Below are 15,674 nucleotides of genomic sequence, written 5' to 3' on the forward strand. Positions count from 1 at the left end.
TTCGTGTGCTTACAGCATGCCGGTCGCCTGGTAGAGGCCGGCCGCGCGAATCCGCTCGCGCGATTCGGTGAACTGCTGCGCGAGCCGGTCGCGATCGGACTGCGCATCCTGCGCAATCGACGCGTCGATGGCCATGATCTGGCGGATCGTATCGAGCGCATCCGGCGTCTGCTCGGGCGACAGGCCCATCAGCAGCGGCGAGCGCGCATCCGCCAGCGCCGCGACGCGTTCCCAGTCGCGCAGTGCGGTGGCCGACTGCATCGCCTGGGTCAGGTGGAGCGCTTGATTCAGCGTATCGGTCGTCATGGTCGTCGTCCGGATGCGTCGTGCGAGAAAGCGGCTTACTTGTTGGTGGCGAGCGCACCGGCGCTGTTCGAGCCGCCGAACAGCTGGGTCAGGTACTTCGTGTTGTTCGCCATCGTCGCCATCAGCGTGTTCAGCGCGGTGAACTGCGTGTTGTACTGCGTGGTCAGCTGGTCCGAGTAGTTCTTCAGCTGCGTCGCCTGGTCGGACAGGTTCTTCAGGTCCGCATTGAGCGCGGTGGTGCGCTGGTCGATCAGGCCATTCGTCTGCGTGTACGTGTTGACCAGCTTGTTCAGCGTCTGGCCGACGCCGTTCGTCGTGTTGAACAGTGCGCCGACGGCCGGGCTGTTCGACGTCAGTGCGGTGTTCAACGCGGTCGAGTCGACCTGCAGCGTGCCGTCGGACTGCAGGCTGATGCCGATCGCCGCGAGCGAATAGGTCGCGCTGCCCGTCTTGACGCCGCCGCTCATCGTGGTCGCGAGGCCGTTCGAGATCGTGTTCAGCATCGAGTCGCCGAGCAGCGGACCGGCCGTCGATGTGTTCGGATCGTACGACGACAGCGACTGCGCGGTCTTCACGTAGTTGTTGTATGCATTGACGAACGCGTTGATCGCGCTCGTCGTGGCCGTCGTGTCGGGTGACAGCGTGACCGTTTGGGTCGTGTTCACCGCCGCCGACGTCAGGTTCAGCGTGACGCCGGTCAGCACGCCGGACACGCTGTTCGACGCGCTGCTCACGGGGGTGCCGTCGACCGTCAGCTTGGCGTCCGCCGCCGGCGTCACGGTCGTGTAGCCCGACGTCAGTTTCGAATTCACGCCGGTACCGGTCACCGACACCGTGTTGGCCGCGCCGGTGTTGTTCGACTGGATCACGAGGTGCTGGCCGTCCGAGCCGGTGATCACCGACGCGGTGACGCCCGGGTTGCCGGCCGTCGTGTTGATCGACGACGCGATGTCGGACAGCGATGCGCCGGCCGCGACACTGACGTTGAAGGCCGCATTGCTACCGAGCGTGATGCTCAGCGAGCCGGCCGCGATCGTGTCGCTCGACGTGACGCCTGCGGACGACAGCTTGTTCGCGGTCGCGAGTTGCGTGACGTTGACCGCATAGGAGCCGGCCACCGCACCGCTGCCGCTCGCGACCGACGCGGTGATACCGTTGCCGCTCGCGGTGGCCGCGAGGCCGCTCAGCGTGGTGCCGTTCGCGAGGCCCGCGATCGCGGTCTGCAGCGCGGACAGCGTCGATTTCAGTTGGCCGACCGCCGACAGCTCGGTGTTGTCTGCCGTTTGCTTGGTTTTGAGGGTTTGGGTCTGACCGGCCGTTTTCGCGGTGACCATTGCCGACACGAGCGAATTGACGTCGAGCGTCGAATTGGTAGCGCCGCTGATGATCGATTGCCCGGCCTGCGCCAGAAGGCTGCTGATATCGGTCGTGCTCGTGCTCGTCGTGGTCATGCGGGTGCTCCAGTCGTTTGCGCGGTGGCGCGCGTTCCGGCGGGTCGCCGTACTTCGAATTCAATGCAAGCAGGGAGGCGAGCCTCCCTGACGTATCGGGTTCGATGAATCGAACCGGCGTCGTCGCGCGCCGCAACGCGGACGACGCCATGCGCGCGGGCGATTCGCCCGGCGCGGAGGTACCCGATTACTGCAGGAGCTTCAGGACCTGCTGCGGCAGCGAGTTCGCTTGCGCGAGCACCGAGATGCCGGCTTGTTGCAGTACTTGCGCCTTGCTCAGGTTCGCCGTTTCCGTCGCGAAGTCGGCGTCGGTGATCTGCGAACGCGCTGCGCTCATGTTGGTTGCCTGCGTTTGCGTCGTCGTGATTGCAGCCTGGAACGTGTTCTGTGCTGCACCCAGCGTTGCCTGGAAGGTGTTGACGTTCTTCAGTGCCGCGTCGATCGACGTGATCGCCGACTGTGCGCTCGTCTGGTCGCTGACCGACAGGCCGCTCAGGCTCAGGCCTGCGCCCGTGCTCGTCCACACCGTCGCGCCGAAGTTGACGGCAACCGTCTGGTTCGCCGATGCGCCGATCTGGAACGTGACGTTGCCGGCGTTGCTCAGGATGGTCTGGCCGTTGAACGTCGTTTGCGTTGCGACGCGGTCGATTTCGCCGAGACGCGTCGTCACTTCGGATTGCAGGTTTGCACGTGCGTTCGAGTCCAGCGAACCGTCGCCCGCTTCCTGTGCCAGCGTACGGATACGTTGCAGGTTGTCGACGGTCGACTGCAGCGCGCCGGCTGCGGTCTGGATCATCGAGATACCGTTGTTCGCGTTCGAAACGCCTTGCGTCAGCGCGTTGATCGCGGCCGTTTGCGTCGTCGAGATCGCGAGACCTGCCGCGTCGTCGGCTGCCGTGTTGACGCGCTTGCCGGACGACAGGCGGTTGATCGCTTGCGACAGTGCGTTTTGCGAGCCCGACAGGTTCGTCTGCGTCGTCAGCGAAAGGATGTTGGTATTGATGTTCAGCATTTGCTTCCTCGTTTTGGAAAATGCCTGAGTACAGACAGGGTCGTTATCGGCGTTGCGCTTTATCGCGAGTGGCGCTGCCCGCCTTTCCTGGTTGACGGCGGCACCCGGCGAAAACTTTAGAGAGATGTTCGAGGAAATTCGGGACCGAAGAGTGCCGTCGCCGTGGAATCCACGCCGGGCATGGCTTGCAGCGATTTTGACGAGGGTCGCGGGAGGCGCTCGTGGGACGACATGTCCGGCCGCACCGCCCCGGACGGCGAACCGGGACCGACAAAAGGATAGTTTTGTCTGTGATTTCCTGATATGATGGCGGGCTGAATTGAGATTTTCTGTCACGCCTATGCCGGTTTCGGCATGACTGCTGGCAGTCAAACGCGGCGCTGCACGTGGCTTGTGAAGCGTACTCGCGGTGCTTTCCGCCTCTCTTTTCCGGCCTCCGAGGCCGTATTTCCGCTCGTTTCGCCTGTTGTGGGGACGCCCGGATGGCCGGTGCGTGGCGCTTGGCCGCTACGTTTTTGACCGTTTAAGCAATTTAGGAACGACATGACGACGATTCTTCTGAAAGAAAACGAGCCGTTCGAAGTGGCGATTCGCCGCTTTCGCCGTGCTATCGAAAAAAATGGCCTGATCGCTGAACTGCGCGAACGCCAGTCCTACGAAAAGCCGACTGCAGTCCGCAAGCGCAAGAAGGCAGCAGCCGTCAAGCGCCTGCACAAGCGTCTGCGCAGCCAGATGCTGCCGAAGAAGCTCCACTAAGAGCGTCTGACGGTTCGCCGCGAAACGGCGGAGCGTGCTTCGAAAGAAGCCGCTCCGCCGTTTTGCTTTTCGGGTCCGGAAAAGTGTCGGGCCTTCGGTGGTGTGGGGCCTTCGGTGCCGGCGCTTCGGGCGCCGGACGCGGGAACGGGAGTAAGGAGGCGCGGCCGGTTTGGCCGCGTGAGACGGCGCCGCGGCGGGTTCGGCCGGGCGCTTGCGCGCAGTGCGCGGATCGCGAATACGTCGCTGGGCTTGTACGGCCGGCGCGCGTCGCATTCTTCCGACGTGACGATGGTCGTCGAGAACGGTGTGTCGAGTGGCGCTGCGTGCCGGCCGCGCCGCTCGAGATCTCGGCGCCCAGGTGGGTGAATCGGGTCGGCCCTGATGGCCGGCAGCGTGGCTGCGTCGCCGGGCAAATCGTCCGCCGGGACGGCCGGCGCGGCCGTCAGCCCGCTTTGCGTTGCCGTGCCGGTTGTTGCTTGCCGCCGAGCGCCGCGCATTTGTCGTGACACGGGCAGCCGGCCTCGTGATCGTTGACCATCCCGGTGGCCTGCATCAGCGCATAGCAGATCGTCGAGCCGACGAACTTGCAGCCGTAAACCTTCAGCGCCTTGCTGAGCGCATCCGACTCGGCGGTCGACGCGGGCGCGTCGCGATATGACTGCCACGCGTTCTGCACCGGCGTGTGATCGACGAACGACCACAGGAATTCCGCGAGCGACCCGTGATCTTCCCGAATGCGCTGCACGGCGCGCGCGTTGGTCACCGCGGATTCGACCTTCGCGCGATTGCGCACGATGCCCGGATTCTCGAGCAGTTTCTCGATCCGCTTCGGCGTGAAGCGCGCGACCACGTCGACATCGAAGTCGGCGAACGCCTCGCGATAGCCGGCGCGCTTGTTCAGGATCGTCGACCACGACAGTCCCGCTTGCGCACCTTCCAGAATCAGCATCTCGAACAGATGGCGATCGTCATGCGACGGCACACCCCACTCGGTATCGTGATAGTGAGCATCCGCTTCCGTCTTTACCCAGTTGCACCGCTGCGACATCGTCAGCCTCGTTCCAGTATCGATTCGATCGTGCCAGCATAGCGGAAGGCCCATTCGCGGGGTAGCTGGCCGAACGGCAGATGGGCGCGCGGCGCCGATCCGGTTAAGCTTGGCGCCTGTTCGAATCAGCGGGATCTACGCATGACGGCATTACTTTTTGCGATCGGCATCGACGGCGGCGGCACCGGCACCCGCGCGGTACTGGCAGACCGGCAGGGGCGCGAGCTCGCGCAAGGGCGTGGCGGGCCGTCGGGGCTCGGCCTGGGCATCGAACGCGCCTGGGCGTCGATCGGCGCGGCCTGTGCCGACGCATTCACGCGGGCGGGGCTCGCGTTCGACTGGTCGCAGTGTGCGCTCGGCTGCGGGCTCGCGGGCGTCAACAATGCGGCGTGGCTCGCCGCGTTTCGCGCGCAGGCGCCGCTTGCCGCACTGGCGGTCGAGAGCGACGCCTATACGACCGTCGTCGGCGCGCACGGCGGCGCACCGGGGCTCATCGTCGCGCTCGGCACGGGCAGCATCGCGGCGGCGCTCGATGCAGCAGGCGACTGTCGCATCGCCGGCGGCTTCGGCTTCCCGTCCGGCGACGAAGCGAGCGGCGCATGGCTCGGCGTGCGCGCGCTGGCATACGCGCAGCAGGCGCTGGACGGCCGCGCGCCACGCGATGCGTTCGCCGGCGCGCTGCTCGCGGAAACGGGCGCGCACGATCGCGACGCCCTCGTCCAATGGTCGTGCGACGCGAACCAGACGATCTACGCGCGCCTCGCGCCGATCGTGTTCGCGCATCGCGACCATCCTTATGCAGCCGCGCTGATCGCGCAGGCCGGCGACGAGATCGGCAAGATGATCGACGCACTCGATCCGCAGCACGCGTTGCCCGTCGCGCTGTGCGGCGGGCTGGGCGACGCGTTGGCGTCCGCCGTGCCGGAGCGCCACGCGGCCCGGCTGCGCGCGCCGCTCGATGATTCCGCGCATGGCGCGTTGCGGCTCGCGCTCCAGGCGCTGATGGCGGCTGAAGCGGCATGAGCCGTTCACGTGCGCGGAGCGTGGCGAACCCACCTCCACCCGACCGCGCACCTCCCCGAACCGCCCCGAACCGCGCCACTCCCGCCCCCATTCCCAACCATCCGACGCCCCATCGGCCACGACGTTAAAATAGCGTTCCCGCAGCATCCTGCGCGCCAATCACCCGCCTCCATGTACAAAGTCATCGCCACTGATCTCGACGGCACCCTGCTGAACAGCGATCACCAGCTCGATCCGTACACGGTCGAGACCGTCCGCCGGCTCGACCGCGACGGCGTGCAGTTCGTGATCGCGACCGGGCGCCACTACGCGGACGTCGCCGGCATCCGCGACGTGCTCGGCATCCGGCCGTACCTGATTACATCGAACGGCGCGCGCGTGCATGCGCCGGACGATACGGCGATCCATGCGCAGGACATCGATCCCGCGATCGTCCGCGGCCTCGTGCAGCCGGGCGTCACCGGTGCGCACGGGCGCGTGATCGTCAACCTGTTTACCGACCGCGGCTGGCTGATCGACCGCGAAGCACCGCACCTGCTCGAATTCCACCAGGATTCCGGTTTCCGGTACGACGTGATCGACATGGCCACGCACGACGGCGCCGATATCGCGAAGGTGCTGTACATCGGCGAGCCGGCCGATCTCGCGGTGGTCGCCGAGCAGATGCGCGTGCGGTTCGGCGATGCGCTGTACGTCACGTACTCGCTGCCCGACTGCCTCGAGGTGATGACCGCGAACGTGTCGAAGGGCCGCGCGCTGCGTGCGGTGCTCGCACGGCTCGGCGTCGACGCCGGCCACTGCATCGCGTTCGGCGACAACATGAACGACATCGACCTGCTCGAAACGGCCGGTCACGCGTTCATGATGAACAACGCGAACCCCGACCTGATCGCGCAGCTGCCGCACATCCCGCGGATCGGCAACAACTTCGACGCGGGCGTCGCCCGCCACCTGCGCACGCTGTTCGCACTCGAGGACACCCTCGACGGCGTCGCCGCTTCCTGAGCGGACTCCCGAGCCGACTCTCCAGCCGACTCCTGCCCCGCCAATGAAAAACGGGCGCCAGTGGCGCCCGTCCAAATTACCTGCCTCGATGTTGTTCGACAGCGTGAGGCTCGCTGCTCTGCTCGCGTGACCCCGTAACGTTTTTATTCGATGGTGCGAGCGGATGCGGGCACCAGGCCGACGGCATCGTCGCGCCCGGCGATCAACGGGTAGACGATCCCCGCGATGGCCGCACCGATGATCGGCGCGACCCAGAACAGCCACAGCTGGCCGATCGCTTCGCCGCCCACGAACAGCGCGGGGCCGGTCGAGCGGGCCGGGTTCACCGACGTGTTGGTGACGGGGATCGAGATCAGGTGAATCAACGTCAGGCACAGGCCGATCGCGATCGGCGCGAAGCCGGCCGGCGCGCGCTTGTCGGTGGCGCCGAGAATCACGAACAGGAAGAATCCCGTCATCACGACTTCGCAGATGAACGCCGCGCCGAGCGAGTAATGGCCGGGCGAGCGCTCGCCGAAGCCGTTCGTCGCAAAGCCGCTGCCGACGACGTCGAAGCCCGGCTTGCCCGTGGCGATCAGGTACAGCACGAACGCGCCCAGCGTCGCACCAACGACCTGCGCGACGATGTACGGCGCGAGATCGCGCGCCGGAAAGCGGCCGGCGACCGTGAGGCCCACGCTCACTGCGGGATTCAAATGGCAACCCGAAATATGTCCGATCGCGAATGCCATCGTCAGCACGGTCAGGCCGAAGGCGAGCGCAACACCGGCAAAGCCGATGCCGAGGCCCGGAAAGGCGGCGGCCAGCACGGCGCTTCCGCACCCGCCGAGCACCAGCCAGAACGTGCCGAATGCCTCTGCAGCAAGACGCTGAGAAAGATTCATCTAAGGACCTCGTTCAAGTGGATTGAAGACAGCCGGGTGACCGACCGATTTATTCCGACGTCCGGAATTGGTCTGGATTATAGGAAATGAATCGGGTTGGAGAGGGTCAACGATTGTTAAATTTGAATGGCCGGCAATGGCCTTTATTAGAATAAGTCCGCATTCTCGATATAGCCGAATCGGTTAAAGATGACTGCATTAATTTCGAAGAGCAGGGCGGCAGTGCGGATGACGTAACGGGTGTTGGCGTTCCGGCGGGACTCGCCGGAACCGCATCATGGAAAAAGGGAGCCGAAAAATGTCTCAATACGCGAAACTCAAGGCGCAGATCGCCGATCTGCAGGCTCAGGCGGACGACGTGCGCCGCCAGGAAGTGGCGGCGGTGATTGCCGACGTGCAGCGAATGATTGCCGAATATGGGCTGACGGCCCAGGACCTGGGCTTCGCGGAGCGAGCGCGACGCGGCCGCCCGCCGAAAAAGGCGCCGCTGCCGCCGAAATACCGCGATCCGAAGTCGGGTGCAACCTGGAGCGGGCGCGGCAAACCGCCGAACTGGATCGTCGGGAAAAACCGCGATCGTTTCCTGATCGAATGACGGCCCCAAAAGAAAGAGCCGCATCGACGATGCGGCTCTTTGGTGTCTCGGTTTTATGCGCCGATTTCGGCGCGAATTTCACGGCATATTTCCTGACGAATTTCGCCGTCAGGCGCCGGCGACGCGACGCAAGGTCGGCTGTTTGGCGGCCGCGCAAAGCGATTCGTAAGTTTCGACATAACGCCGCGCCATTGCCTTCGAACTGAAACGCGTATCGAAGCGCGCGCGTATCGTGTCGCGCGACAGGCTGTCGATCCGGTGCAGCGCGCCGACGGCGCCCTGCACATCCTCGACGATGAAGCCGGTCACGCCGTCCTCGATCACTTCCGGCACCGAGCCGCGGTTGAACGCGACGACCGGCGTGCCGCAGGCCATTGCCTCGATCATCACCAGGCCGAACGGCTCCGGCCAGTCGATCGGGAACAGCAGCGCCTTCGCGCCGGACAGGAATGCCGGCTTCTGCGCCTCGTTGATCTCGCCGATGAATTCGACGTGCGCTTCGCCGAGCAGCGGCTCGATCACTTCCTTGAAGTAGTCGGCGTCGGCCTTGTCGACCTTCGCGGCGATCTTCAGCGGCAGCCCGCTTTGCGCGGCGATCCGGATCGCGGTGTCGACCCGCTTTTCGGGACAGATCCGGCCGAGGAACGCGAGGTATTCGGGCTTCACCTCCGGGCGCGGCGTCAGCAGCGTGTCGGGCAGCCCGTGATACACGGTGCCGGCCCACGCGGCTTGCGGCAGCGGCTTGCGCTGGTTGTTCGAGATCGACACGACGGGCGCGTTCGGGAATGCGTCGAACACCGGCTGCAGCTCCGGCAGGTCGAGGCGGCCGTGCAGCGTCGTCACGTAAGGCGTGTCGAGGCGCGACATCAGCGGGAACGGCAGGTAGTCCAGATGGAAGTGCAGTACGTCGAATTCGTGCGCGACCCGCGCGACCTGTTCGATCAGGCGCATATGGGGCGCCATCGAGTCCCGGATCGACGGGTCGAGCCGCAGCGCGCGCGGCCATGCCGCCTCGAGGCGGGCGGACGTGACGGAGTCGCCGCTCGCGAACAGCGTCACATCATGGCCAAGCTCGACGAGCGCCTCGGTGAGGTAGGACACGACACGCTCGGTGCCGCCGTAGAGTTTCGGCGGGACAGCTTCGTAAAGCGGCGCGATCTGGGCAATGCGCATGGGCGTTCTCCAGTGTCGACCAGCGGGGGCGCGAGTGCGTGTGCTGGTCCGATACAAGGTTGCGAAACTTGCCGGCGCCCGCCTTCTGCGGGGCGCGTGGCCGGCCCGGCGGCGCGGTGCGCGGGGCTCGGGCGGCAAGTTGCGGGGCGGGGCGGCGCGGCTCACGCCGCCGCCCATTGGAGTCCATTATCGATATCGCCTTCCGGGGTTCGAGTGTTTTTTCAAACACTTAAGGCTTGTTACACCATGAAATACGCGAAAACCCCGATAAAAAGGGCGGGAAAACGTGAAGCGAGACGGCAACAACTATTGTTGCGCTATCGTGAAAAACCACTATAATTTTTACCGATTCATCCTCCGGCAGCCTTGCCGGACGGCCTCCCGCCGGATTCGTCGCATGCAGGGCCATATCGCAAACGAATTCGCGCCCCTTTTGCCCCCGCCGTTTGGCCCTTTTTGATTCGTCTTGTCGGAAAAATTCCTACACGGTTTACAGACAAATCCTGCATGGCATACGCCACTTCGCTGATACCGGCATAAATGCCGTTTGGCCAAAATTCGCCCTGTAAGACTGATAAACGTGCCGAGGCGGTGTCCACGGGTGCCTGCTCGAGCAAACGTTTTCACAACGAAAGGCCAAAGCAAAGCTCTTAACGGGGGAATCATGAGCGCCACCAGCGAAATGCTCAGTGAGATCAAAGAGGTCAACCTGTCGTACCTCCTCCTCGCGCAACGGCTGCTGCGGGAAGACAAGGCGATGGGCATGTTCCGGATGGGAATTTCCCAGGAACTGGCCGATGTGCTCGCGAACCTCACGCTCGCCCAGACCGTGAAGCTCGCCGCATCGAACCAGATGTTGTGCCGTTTCCGCTTCGACGATCACGCGTTGCTGTCGTCGCTCGCCGACAAAGGTCGCAGCGACGTCGTCACGCACGCGCACTCGGCCATCCTGATGGCCGGCCAGCCGGTCGAAAGCGTCCGCTGATCCTTTACCGCCTTGCGTTCGTCCCGGTTACCAGGCCGGCAGGCGGCGCATTGGCCATTCAACCGAACAATGTCAAGCGGACAGTTATTCACCATGGCAAGCAAAAGCGTCGTGATCGAGGTGAAGGAAATCACCCTCGCCATCGAACTGATCGAACTGGGCGCCCGGCTGCAGTTGCTCGAGGCGGAGACGAGCCTGTCTCGCGACCGCCTGATCAAGCTGTACAAGGAACTGAAGGGCGTGTCGCCGCCGAAGGGGATGCTGCCGTTCTCGACCGACTGGTTCATGACGTGGCAGCCGAACATCCACTCGTCGCTGTTCTACAACATCTACCGGTTCATGCAGGACCACGGCCGCTGCGACCCGATCCAGTCGATCGTGAAGGCGTACCGGCTCTATCTGGAGCACGTGAACCTGTCCGGCGACGAAGCCGCGCTGAGTCTCACGCGCGCATGGACGCTCGTGCGCTTCTTCGACTCGGGGATGCTGCAGATGACCCCGTGCACGCGCTGCGGCGGCCACTTCGTCGCGCATGCGCATGATCCACATCAAGGTTTCGTGTGCGGCCTGTGCCAGCCGCCGTCGCGCGCCGGCAAGACCCGCAAGGCCGCCGCCGCGCGCGCCGAGCTGGCCGCCGCCGCGGCCTGAGCGCCGGGCCGGGCACCGCCGGGCGGGGCGCGAGCCGGAATCCGGGCTGGGGCCGCGCGCCGCCCTAACCGGCCGGGGGCTTGCTGGTAAACACCGCCGCGTCGCAGCGGCGCGACCGCGAAAGTTTTCCTGCCGACTGCCGTAAACCTGATTAACGGCGGTCTCCCCGCCGGTCTTTCGTGAGGGACAGGCAGTGCTGATTATCGTGGGAACACTCGTGACGCTGTTGTCCGTCTTCGGCGGTTATGCGCTGGCAGGCGGGCATCTGGGCGCACTGGTCCAGCCGCTCGAGATCCTGATGATCGTCGGCGCGGGCGTCGGCGCGTTCATCCTCGGCAATGGCATGAAGACCATCAAGGCGACGCTGCGCGTGCTGCCGACGCTCTTCAAGGGCTCGAAGTACACGAAGGACGTCTATATGGAACTGATGGCGCTCCTGTACGTGCTGCTCGCGAAGGCGCGCAAGGAAGGCACGCTGACGCTCGAGGCCGACATCGACGATCCGGACAAGAGCCCGATCTTCACGCAATACCCGAAGATCCTCGCCGATCGCCACATCGTCGAATTCCTGACCGACTACCTGCGGCTGATGGTGGGCGGCAACATGAACGCGTTCGAGATCGAGAGCCTGATGGACGAGGAGATCGAGACGCACCACTCGGAAGGCGAAGGCCCGGCGCACGCGCTGATGCGCGTCGGCGACGCGATGCCGGCGTTCGGGATCGTCGCGGCCGTGATGGGCGTCGTGCACACGATGGCGTCCGCCGACAAGCCGCCCGCGGTGCTCGGCGCGATGATCGCGCAGGCGCTGGTCGGCACGTTCCTCGGGATCCTGCTGTCGTACGGGCTGATCGGGCCGCTCGCGAGCCTCGCGGAGCAGCGCGTCGCCGAGTCGACCAAGATGTTCCAGTGCATCAAGGTGACGATCCTCGCGAGCCTGAACGGCTATGCGCCGGCGATCGCGGTGGAGTTCGGCCGCAAGGTGCTGTTCTCGACCGAGCGTCCGTCGTTCACCGAGCTCGAAGAGCACGTGCGGCGCGTGAAGGCCAAGTGACACGGAGCGGCCGATGAGCAAGAGCAAGGATCGCGCGATCGTCGTGAAACGGGTCGCCCCGGCGAAGAAGGGCCACCACGGCGGCGCATGGAAGCTCGCGTATGCGGACTTCATGACCGCGATGATGGCGTTCTTCCTGTTGATGTGGCTGCTGAGCTCGGTCACGCCGGTGCAGCTGAAGGGGATCGCCGATTACTTCAACACGCCGCTGAAGGCCGCCCTCTTCGGCAGCGGCGATCGCAGCTCGCAGGACTCCAGCATCATCAACGGCGGCGGCCGCGACCTGTCGAGCGCCGACGCCGGCACGCTGCGCCGCACCGACGGCTCGACGAACCTCGCCGACCGTGTCGCGAAGGCCGGCGACGAGAAGACGCGCTCGCAGGCGCAGGGCGCGCAGGACCGGCTCGAGCAGACGCGCCTGCACGACCTGCAGATCAAGCTGATGGCGGCGATCGAGGCGAATCCTACGCTGCGGCAGTTCAAGCAGCAGATCCGCATCGATTCGACGCTGATGGGGCTGCGCATCGAGATCGTCGATTCGCAGAAGCGGCCGATGTTCGCGATGTCGAGCGACCATGTCGAGCCGTACATGCGCGACATCCTGCGCGAGATCGGCAAGACGCTGAACGACGTGCCGAACCGGATCATCGTCCAGGGTCACACCGACGCGGTGCCATATGCGGGCGGCGAGGGCGGCTACAGCAACTGGGAGCTGTCGGCCGACCGCGCGAACGCGTCGCGCCGCGAGCTGATCACGGGCGGCATGGACGAGGCGAAGGTGCTGCGCGTGCTTGGCCTCGCGTCGACGCAGAACCTGAACAAGGCCGATCCGCTCGATCCGGAAAACCGCCGGATCAGCGTGATCGTGCTGAACCGCAAATCCGAAGACGCGCTGACGCGCGACGACGCGACGACCACGACGCTGTCGGCCGACGCGGCGGGCTCGAAGCTGCTGTCCCAGCAGCTCGGCGGCCCGTCGATGGCCGCGCGACCGGTGGTCGCGAGCGCTGTCGCCGTGGCGCCGAAACCCTGACGTATCCCAGATTTCGAGACAGACATGATCCGAACCATTCTCGCCATCGACGACTCCGCGACCATGCGTGCGCTGCTGCAGGCGACGCTTGCACAGGCCGGCTACGACGTGACGGTGGCGCCGGACGGCGAAGCCGGCTTCGACATGGCGGCCACCGTGCCGTACGACCTGGTGCTGACCGACCAGAACATGCCGCGCAAGAACGGCCTCGAGGTGATCGCCGCGCTGCGCAAGCTGAGCGCGTATGCGGACACGCCGATCCTCGTACTGACGACCGAAGGCAGCGATGCCTTCAAGGACGCGGCGCGCGACGCGGGCGCGACCGGCTGGATCGAAAAGCCGATCGACCCGACCGTGCTGGTCGACCTGGTCGGGACGCTGTCCGAGCAGACCGCCTCCTGACATGAACGCGACGAATCCAACCGGTGACCGGGCATGACTCTCGACATCACGCAGTTCTACCAGACCTTTTTCGACGAAGCGGACGAGTTGCTCGCGCAGATGGAGCAGCTGCTGCTGAACCTCGACGTCGGCTCGCCGGACCCCGAAGACCTGGCCGCGATCTTCCGCGCCGCGCATTCGATCAAGGGCGGCGCGGCGACGTTCGGCTTTTCCGCGCTGACCGAGACGACCCACATCCTCGAGTCGCTGCTCGACCGCGCGCGCAACCATGAGCTGACGCTGACCAAGGAAATGGTCGATGCGTTCCTCGAGACCAAGGACGTGCTGTCCGACCAGCTCGTCGACTATCGCGCGAGCGCGGAACCGGACGCGGCGGCTGCCGCGACGATCTGCGCGAAGCTCGAACGCCTGAAGGTCGAGAGCGGCGCGGCTGCGCCCGCGGAAGCCGCGCAGGCCGCGCCTGTGGCGCCGGTCGTGGCGGCCGCACCGGCCCCGGCCGCCGCCGGCAGCGACCACACGCCCGATCACGTGGTCGAACAGGCCGTCGCGGCCGCGCATCCGGCGGCCGACGCCGGCGCGGACGGCCCGCACCTGAAGATCACGCTCGTCGGCGTCGACGCGAAGGACCAGGCGCTGCTCAGCGAGGAACTCGGCAATCTCGGCCGCATCGTCGGCCGCGAGGCAGTGGGCGCGGACCTGACGCTGTGGCTCGAATCGGACGTGTCGTCCGACGACATCGTCGCCGTGTGCTGCTTCGTGATCGACGACAGCCAGATCCGCATCGGGCGCGGCACCGCACCGGCCGCACCGGCAGCGACAGCGGCCGCCGTCGAACCGGCCGCCGCGCCGGAGCCGGCCGCGCGCGTCGAAGTGTTCGCGCAAGCCGCCGGTGCCGCACCGGCCGCCGCCGCGCCGCAGGCACCCGAGCAAGCACAGCAGCAAGCGCCGCAGCAAGCGCAGCCGAGCGCAGCCGCACAACCGGCGCCCCAACCGCACGCCGAACCGGCCGCGCAACCCGCGCAGGCCGCCGCGCACCACGACGACAAGCGTGCGCGCCCGGCCGCCGGTGCAGCGGCGGGCGCCGAAGGCAGCTCGATCCGCGTGGGCGTCGAGAAGGTCGACCAGCTGATCAACCTGGTCGGCGAGCTCGTGATCACGCAGGCGATGCTCGCGGAAACCGCGAGCGCGTTCGATCCGGCGCTGCACGACCGCCTGTTCAACGGGATGGCGCAGCTCGAGCGCAATGCGCGCGACCTGCAGGAAGCGGTGATGTCGATCCGGATGATGCCGATGGACTACGTGTTCAGCCGCTTCCCGCGGCTCGTGCGCGACCTCGCCGGCAAGCTCGGCAAGCAGGTCGAGCTCGTCACGTTCGGCCAGGCGACCGAGCTCGACAAGAGCCTGATCGAGCGGATCATCGACCCGCTCACGCACCTCGTGCGCAACAGCCTCGACCACGGGATCGAAACGGTCGACAAGCGCGTCGCCGCCGGCAAGGACGGCGTCGGCCAGCTGGTGCTGTCGGCCGCGCATCACGGCGGCAACATCGTGATCGAAGTGAGCGACGACGGCGGTGGCCTGAACCGCGAGCGGATCCTCGCGAAGGCCGCGAAGCAGGGTATGCAGATTTCCGAGAACATCAGCGACGACGAAGTCTGGCAGCTGATCTTCGCGCCGGGCTTCTCGACCGCCGAGACCGTGACCGACGTGTCGGGCCGCGGCGTCGGGATGGACGTCGTGAAGCGCAACATCCAGTCGATGGGCGGCCATGTCGAGATCTCGTCGCAGGCCGGCCGCGGCACGACCACGCGGATCGTGCTGCCGCTCACGCTCGCGATTCTCGACGGGATGTCGGTCAAGGTGGGCAGCGAGATCTTCATCCTGCCGCTGAACTTCGTGATGGAGTCGCTGCAGCCGTCGATCGACGACATCTACACGGTCGGCAACGGCGAGCGCGTGGTGCGCGTGCGCGGCGAATACCTGCCGCTCGTCGCGCTGCACGAAGTGTTCTCGGTCGACGATGCGCGCACCGATCCGACCCAGGGGATCGTCACGATCATGGAAACCGAGGGGCGACGCTTCGCGATGCTGATCGACGAGCTCGTCGGCCAGCAGCAGGTGGTCGTGAAGAACCTCGAAACCAATTACCGCAAGGTGCACGGCATCTCGGCGGCGACCATCCTGGGCGACGGCAGCGTCGCACTGATCGTCGACGTCGCGGCGCTTAACCGCGAAACCCGTGCGATGCACGGCGCCCGAGCCGGCGCCGAGCTCGCCATCTTCTGACTCTCGCCATTCA

The 15,674-nt window shown here is 65.9% G+C and carries 16 protein-coding genes; 10 read left to right on the plus strand and 6 right to left on the minus strand.

Annotated features, from left to right (window positions below; all coding sequences use genetic code 11):
- Window positions 1-9: 9 nt before the first annotated feature.
- From C7H84_RS19285 to C7H84_RS19295, 3 genes are all read right to left on the minus strand, one after another.
- Complete coding sequence (locus tag C7H84_RS19285) at window positions 10-306, minus strand: flagellar protein FliT (RefSeq protein ID WP_121860278.1); 297 nt, start codon at window positions 304-306, stop codon at window positions 10-12.
- A gap of 35 nt (window positions 307-341) precedes the next feature.
- Window positions 342-1,757 (minus strand): flagellar filament capping protein FliD, encoded by a 1,416-nt coding sequence (gene fliD / locus C7H84_RS19290; protein ID WP_121860279.1) that lies wholly within the window; start codon window positions 1,755-1,757, stop codon window positions 342-344.
- A 187-nt stretch (window positions 1,758-1,944) separates the two neighbouring features.
- Window positions 1,945-2,769 carry a flagellin domain-containing protein gene (locus tag C7H84_RS19295; RefSeq protein WP_121860280.1) on the minus strand — a complete coding sequence of 275 codons (825 nt, stop codon included), beginning with the start codon at window positions 2,767-2,769 and terminating at the stop codon, window positions 1,945-1,947.
- Window positions 2,770-3,312: 543 nt separating this feature from the next.
- Here C7H84_RS19295 and rpsU point away from each other — a divergent pair.
- Window positions 3,313-3,525 carry a 30S ribosomal protein S21 gene (gene rpsU / locus C7H84_RS19300; protein WP_006401410.1) on the plus strand — a complete coding sequence of 71 codons (213 nt, stop codon included), beginning with the start codon at window positions 3,313-3,315 and terminating at the stop codon, window positions 3,523-3,525.
- Between the two features lie 442 nt (window positions 3,526-3,967).
- Here rpsU and C7H84_RS19310 read toward each other — a convergent pair whose 3' ends face one another.
- Entirely contained in the window at window positions 3,968-4,573 is a 606-nt protein-coding gene (locus tag C7H84_RS19310; protein WP_121860282.1) for a DNA-3-methyladenine glycosylase I, read from the minus strand.
- Window positions 4,574-4,714: 141 nt separating this feature from the next.
- Here C7H84_RS19310 and C7H84_RS19315 point away from each other — a divergent pair, with 141 nt between their 5' ends.
- Both C7H84_RS19315 and C7H84_RS19320 read left to right on the plus strand, forming a co-directional pair.
- Window positions 4,715-5,596: a BadF/BadG/BcrA/BcrD ATPase family protein gene (locus tag C7H84_RS19315; protein ID WP_121860283.1), complete on the plus strand. Its 882-nt coding sequence runs from the start codon at window positions 4,715-4,717 to the stop codon at window positions 5,594-5,596.
- A gap of 171 nt (window positions 5,597-5,767) precedes the next feature.
- Window positions 5,768-6,601: a Cof-type HAD-IIB family hydrolase gene (locus C7H84_RS19320; RefSeq protein ID WP_121860284.1), complete on the plus strand. Its 834-nt coding sequence runs from the start codon at window positions 5,768-5,770 to the stop codon at window positions 6,599-6,601.
- A 143-nt stretch (window positions 6,602-6,744) separates the two neighbouring features.
- Here the strand turns inward: C7H84_RS19320 and aqpZ are convergent, their stop codons facing one another.
- Complete coding sequence (gene aqpZ / locus C7H84_RS19325) at window positions 6,745-7,485, minus strand: aquaporin Z (protein ID WP_121860285.1); 741 nt, start codon at window positions 7,483-7,485, stop codon at window positions 6,745-6,747.
- A 298-nt stretch (window positions 7,486-7,783) separates the two neighbouring features.
- Between aqpZ and C7H84_RS19330 the strand changes: the two genes are divergently transcribed.
- Window positions 7,784-8,080, plus strand: a complete 297-nt coding sequence (locus tag C7H84_RS19330; protein WP_006489320.1) for an H-NS histone family protein — start codon at window positions 7,784-7,786, stop codon at window positions 8,078-8,080.
- A 108-nt stretch (window positions 8,081-8,188) separates the two neighbouring features.
- Here C7H84_RS19330 and C7H84_RS19335 read toward each other — a convergent pair whose 3' ends face one another.
- Complete coding sequence (locus tag C7H84_RS19335) at window positions 8,189-9,253, minus strand: glycosyltransferase family 4 protein (RefSeq protein WP_121860286.1); 1,065 nt, start codon at window positions 9,251-9,253, stop codon at window positions 8,189-8,191.
- A 664-nt stretch (window positions 9,254-9,917) separates the two neighbouring features.
- Between C7H84_RS19335 and flhD the strand changes: the two genes are divergently transcribed.
- The 6 genes from flhD (at window position 9,918) to cheA (ending at window position 15,661) form a co-directional block, all read left to right on the plus strand.
- On the plus strand, window positions 9,918-10,238 hold the full coding sequence (gene flhD / locus C7H84_RS19340) for a flagellar transcriptional regulator FlhD (protein ID WP_121860287.1): 321 nt from the start codon (window positions 9,918-9,920) through the stop codon (window positions 10,236-10,238).
- Between the two features lie 93 nt (window positions 10,239-10,331).
- Window positions 10,332-10,886, plus strand: coding sequence for a flagellar transcriptional regulator FlhC (gene flhC, locus C7H84_RS19345; RefSeq protein WP_043185235.1), 555 nt, complete (start codon window positions 10,332-10,334; stop codon window positions 10,884-10,886).
- 193 nt (window positions 10,887-11,079) lie between these two features.
- Window positions 11,080-11,940, plus strand: a complete 861-nt coding sequence (motA, locus tag C7H84_RS19350; protein WP_121860288.1) for a flagellar motor stator protein MotA — start codon at window positions 11,080-11,082, stop codon at window positions 11,938-11,940.
- Window positions 11,941-11,953: 13 nt separating this feature from the next.
- Entirely contained in the window at window positions 11,954-12,973 is a 1,020-nt protein-coding gene (gene motB, locus C7H84_RS19355) for a flagellar motor protein MotB (RefSeq protein WP_121860289.1), read from the plus strand.
- Between the two features lie 24 nt (window positions 12,974-12,997).
- On the plus strand, window positions 12,998-13,375 hold the full coding sequence (locus tag C7H84_RS19360) for a response regulator (protein ID WP_121860290.1): 378 nt from the start codon (window positions 12,998-13,000) through the stop codon (window positions 13,373-13,375).
- A 33-nt stretch (window positions 13,376-13,408) separates the two neighbouring features.
- Entirely contained in the window at window positions 13,409-15,661 is a 2,253-nt protein-coding gene (gene cheA, locus C7H84_RS19365; RefSeq protein ID WP_121860291.1) for a chemotaxis protein CheA, read from the plus strand.
- Window positions 15,662-15,674 lie beyond the last annotated feature (13 nt).

This window comes from Burkholderia sp. Nafp2/4-1b, from assembly GCF_003635165.1.
Classification (GTDB): Bacteria; Pseudomonadota; Gammaproteobacteria; order Burkholderiales; family Burkholderiaceae; genus Burkholderia.

Coding starts and splice junctions, on each gene's coding strand:
- C7H84_RS19335 (WP_121860286.1), bottom strand. CDS start 9,253: ATGCGCATTGCCCAGATCGCGCCGCTTTACGAAGCTGTCCCGCCGAAA.
- C7H84_RS19360 (WP_121860290.1), top strand. CDS start 12,998: ATGATCCGAACCATTCTCGCCATCGACGACTCCGCGACCATGCGTGCG.
- C7H84_RS19330 (WP_006489320.1), top strand. CDS start 7,784: ATGTCTCAATACGCGAAACTCAAGGCGCAGATCGCCGATCTGCAGGCT.
- cheA (WP_121860291.1), top strand. CDS start 13,409: ATGACTCTCGACATCACGCAGTTCTACCAGACCTTTTTCGACGAAGCG.
- motB (WP_121860289.1), top strand. CDS start 11,954: ATGAGCAAGAGCAAGGATCGCGCGATCGTCGTGAAACGGGTCGCCCCG.
- C7H84_RS19295 (WP_121860280.1), bottom strand. CDS start 2,769: ATGCTGAACATCAATACCAACATCCTTTCGCTGACGACGCAGACGAAC.
- aqpZ (WP_121860285.1), bottom strand. CDS start 7,485: ATGAATCTTTCTCAGCGTCTTGCTGCAGAGGCATTCGGCACGTTCTGG.
- C7H84_RS19315 (WP_121860283.1), top strand. CDS start 4,715: ATGACGGCATTACTTTTTGCGATCGGCATCGACGGCGGCGGCACCGGC.
- flhC (WP_043185235.1), top strand. CDS start 10,332: ATGGCAAGCAAAAGCGTCGTGATCGAGGTGAAGGAAATCACCCTCGCC.
- rpsU (WP_006401410.1), top strand. CDS start 3,313: ATGACGACGATTCTTCTGAAAGAAAACGAGCCGTTCGAAGTGGCGATT.
- fliD (WP_121860279.1), bottom strand. CDS start 1,757: ATGACCACGACGAGCACGAGCACGACCGATATCAGCAGCCTTCTGGCG.
- flhD (WP_121860287.1), top strand. CDS start 9,918: ATGAGCGCCACCAGCGAAATGCTCAGTGAGATCAAAGAGGTCAACCTG.
- C7H84_RS19320 (WP_121860284.1), top strand. CDS start 5,768: ATGTACAAAGTCATCGCCACTGATCTCGACGGCACCCTGCTGAACAGC.
- C7H84_RS19310 (WP_121860282.1), bottom strand. CDS start 4,573: ATGTCGCAGCGGTGCAACTGGGTAAAGACGGAAGCGGATGCTCACTAT.
- C7H84_RS19285 (WP_121860278.1), bottom strand. CDS start 306: ATGACGACCGATACGCTGAATCAAGCGCTCCACCTGACCCAGGCGATG.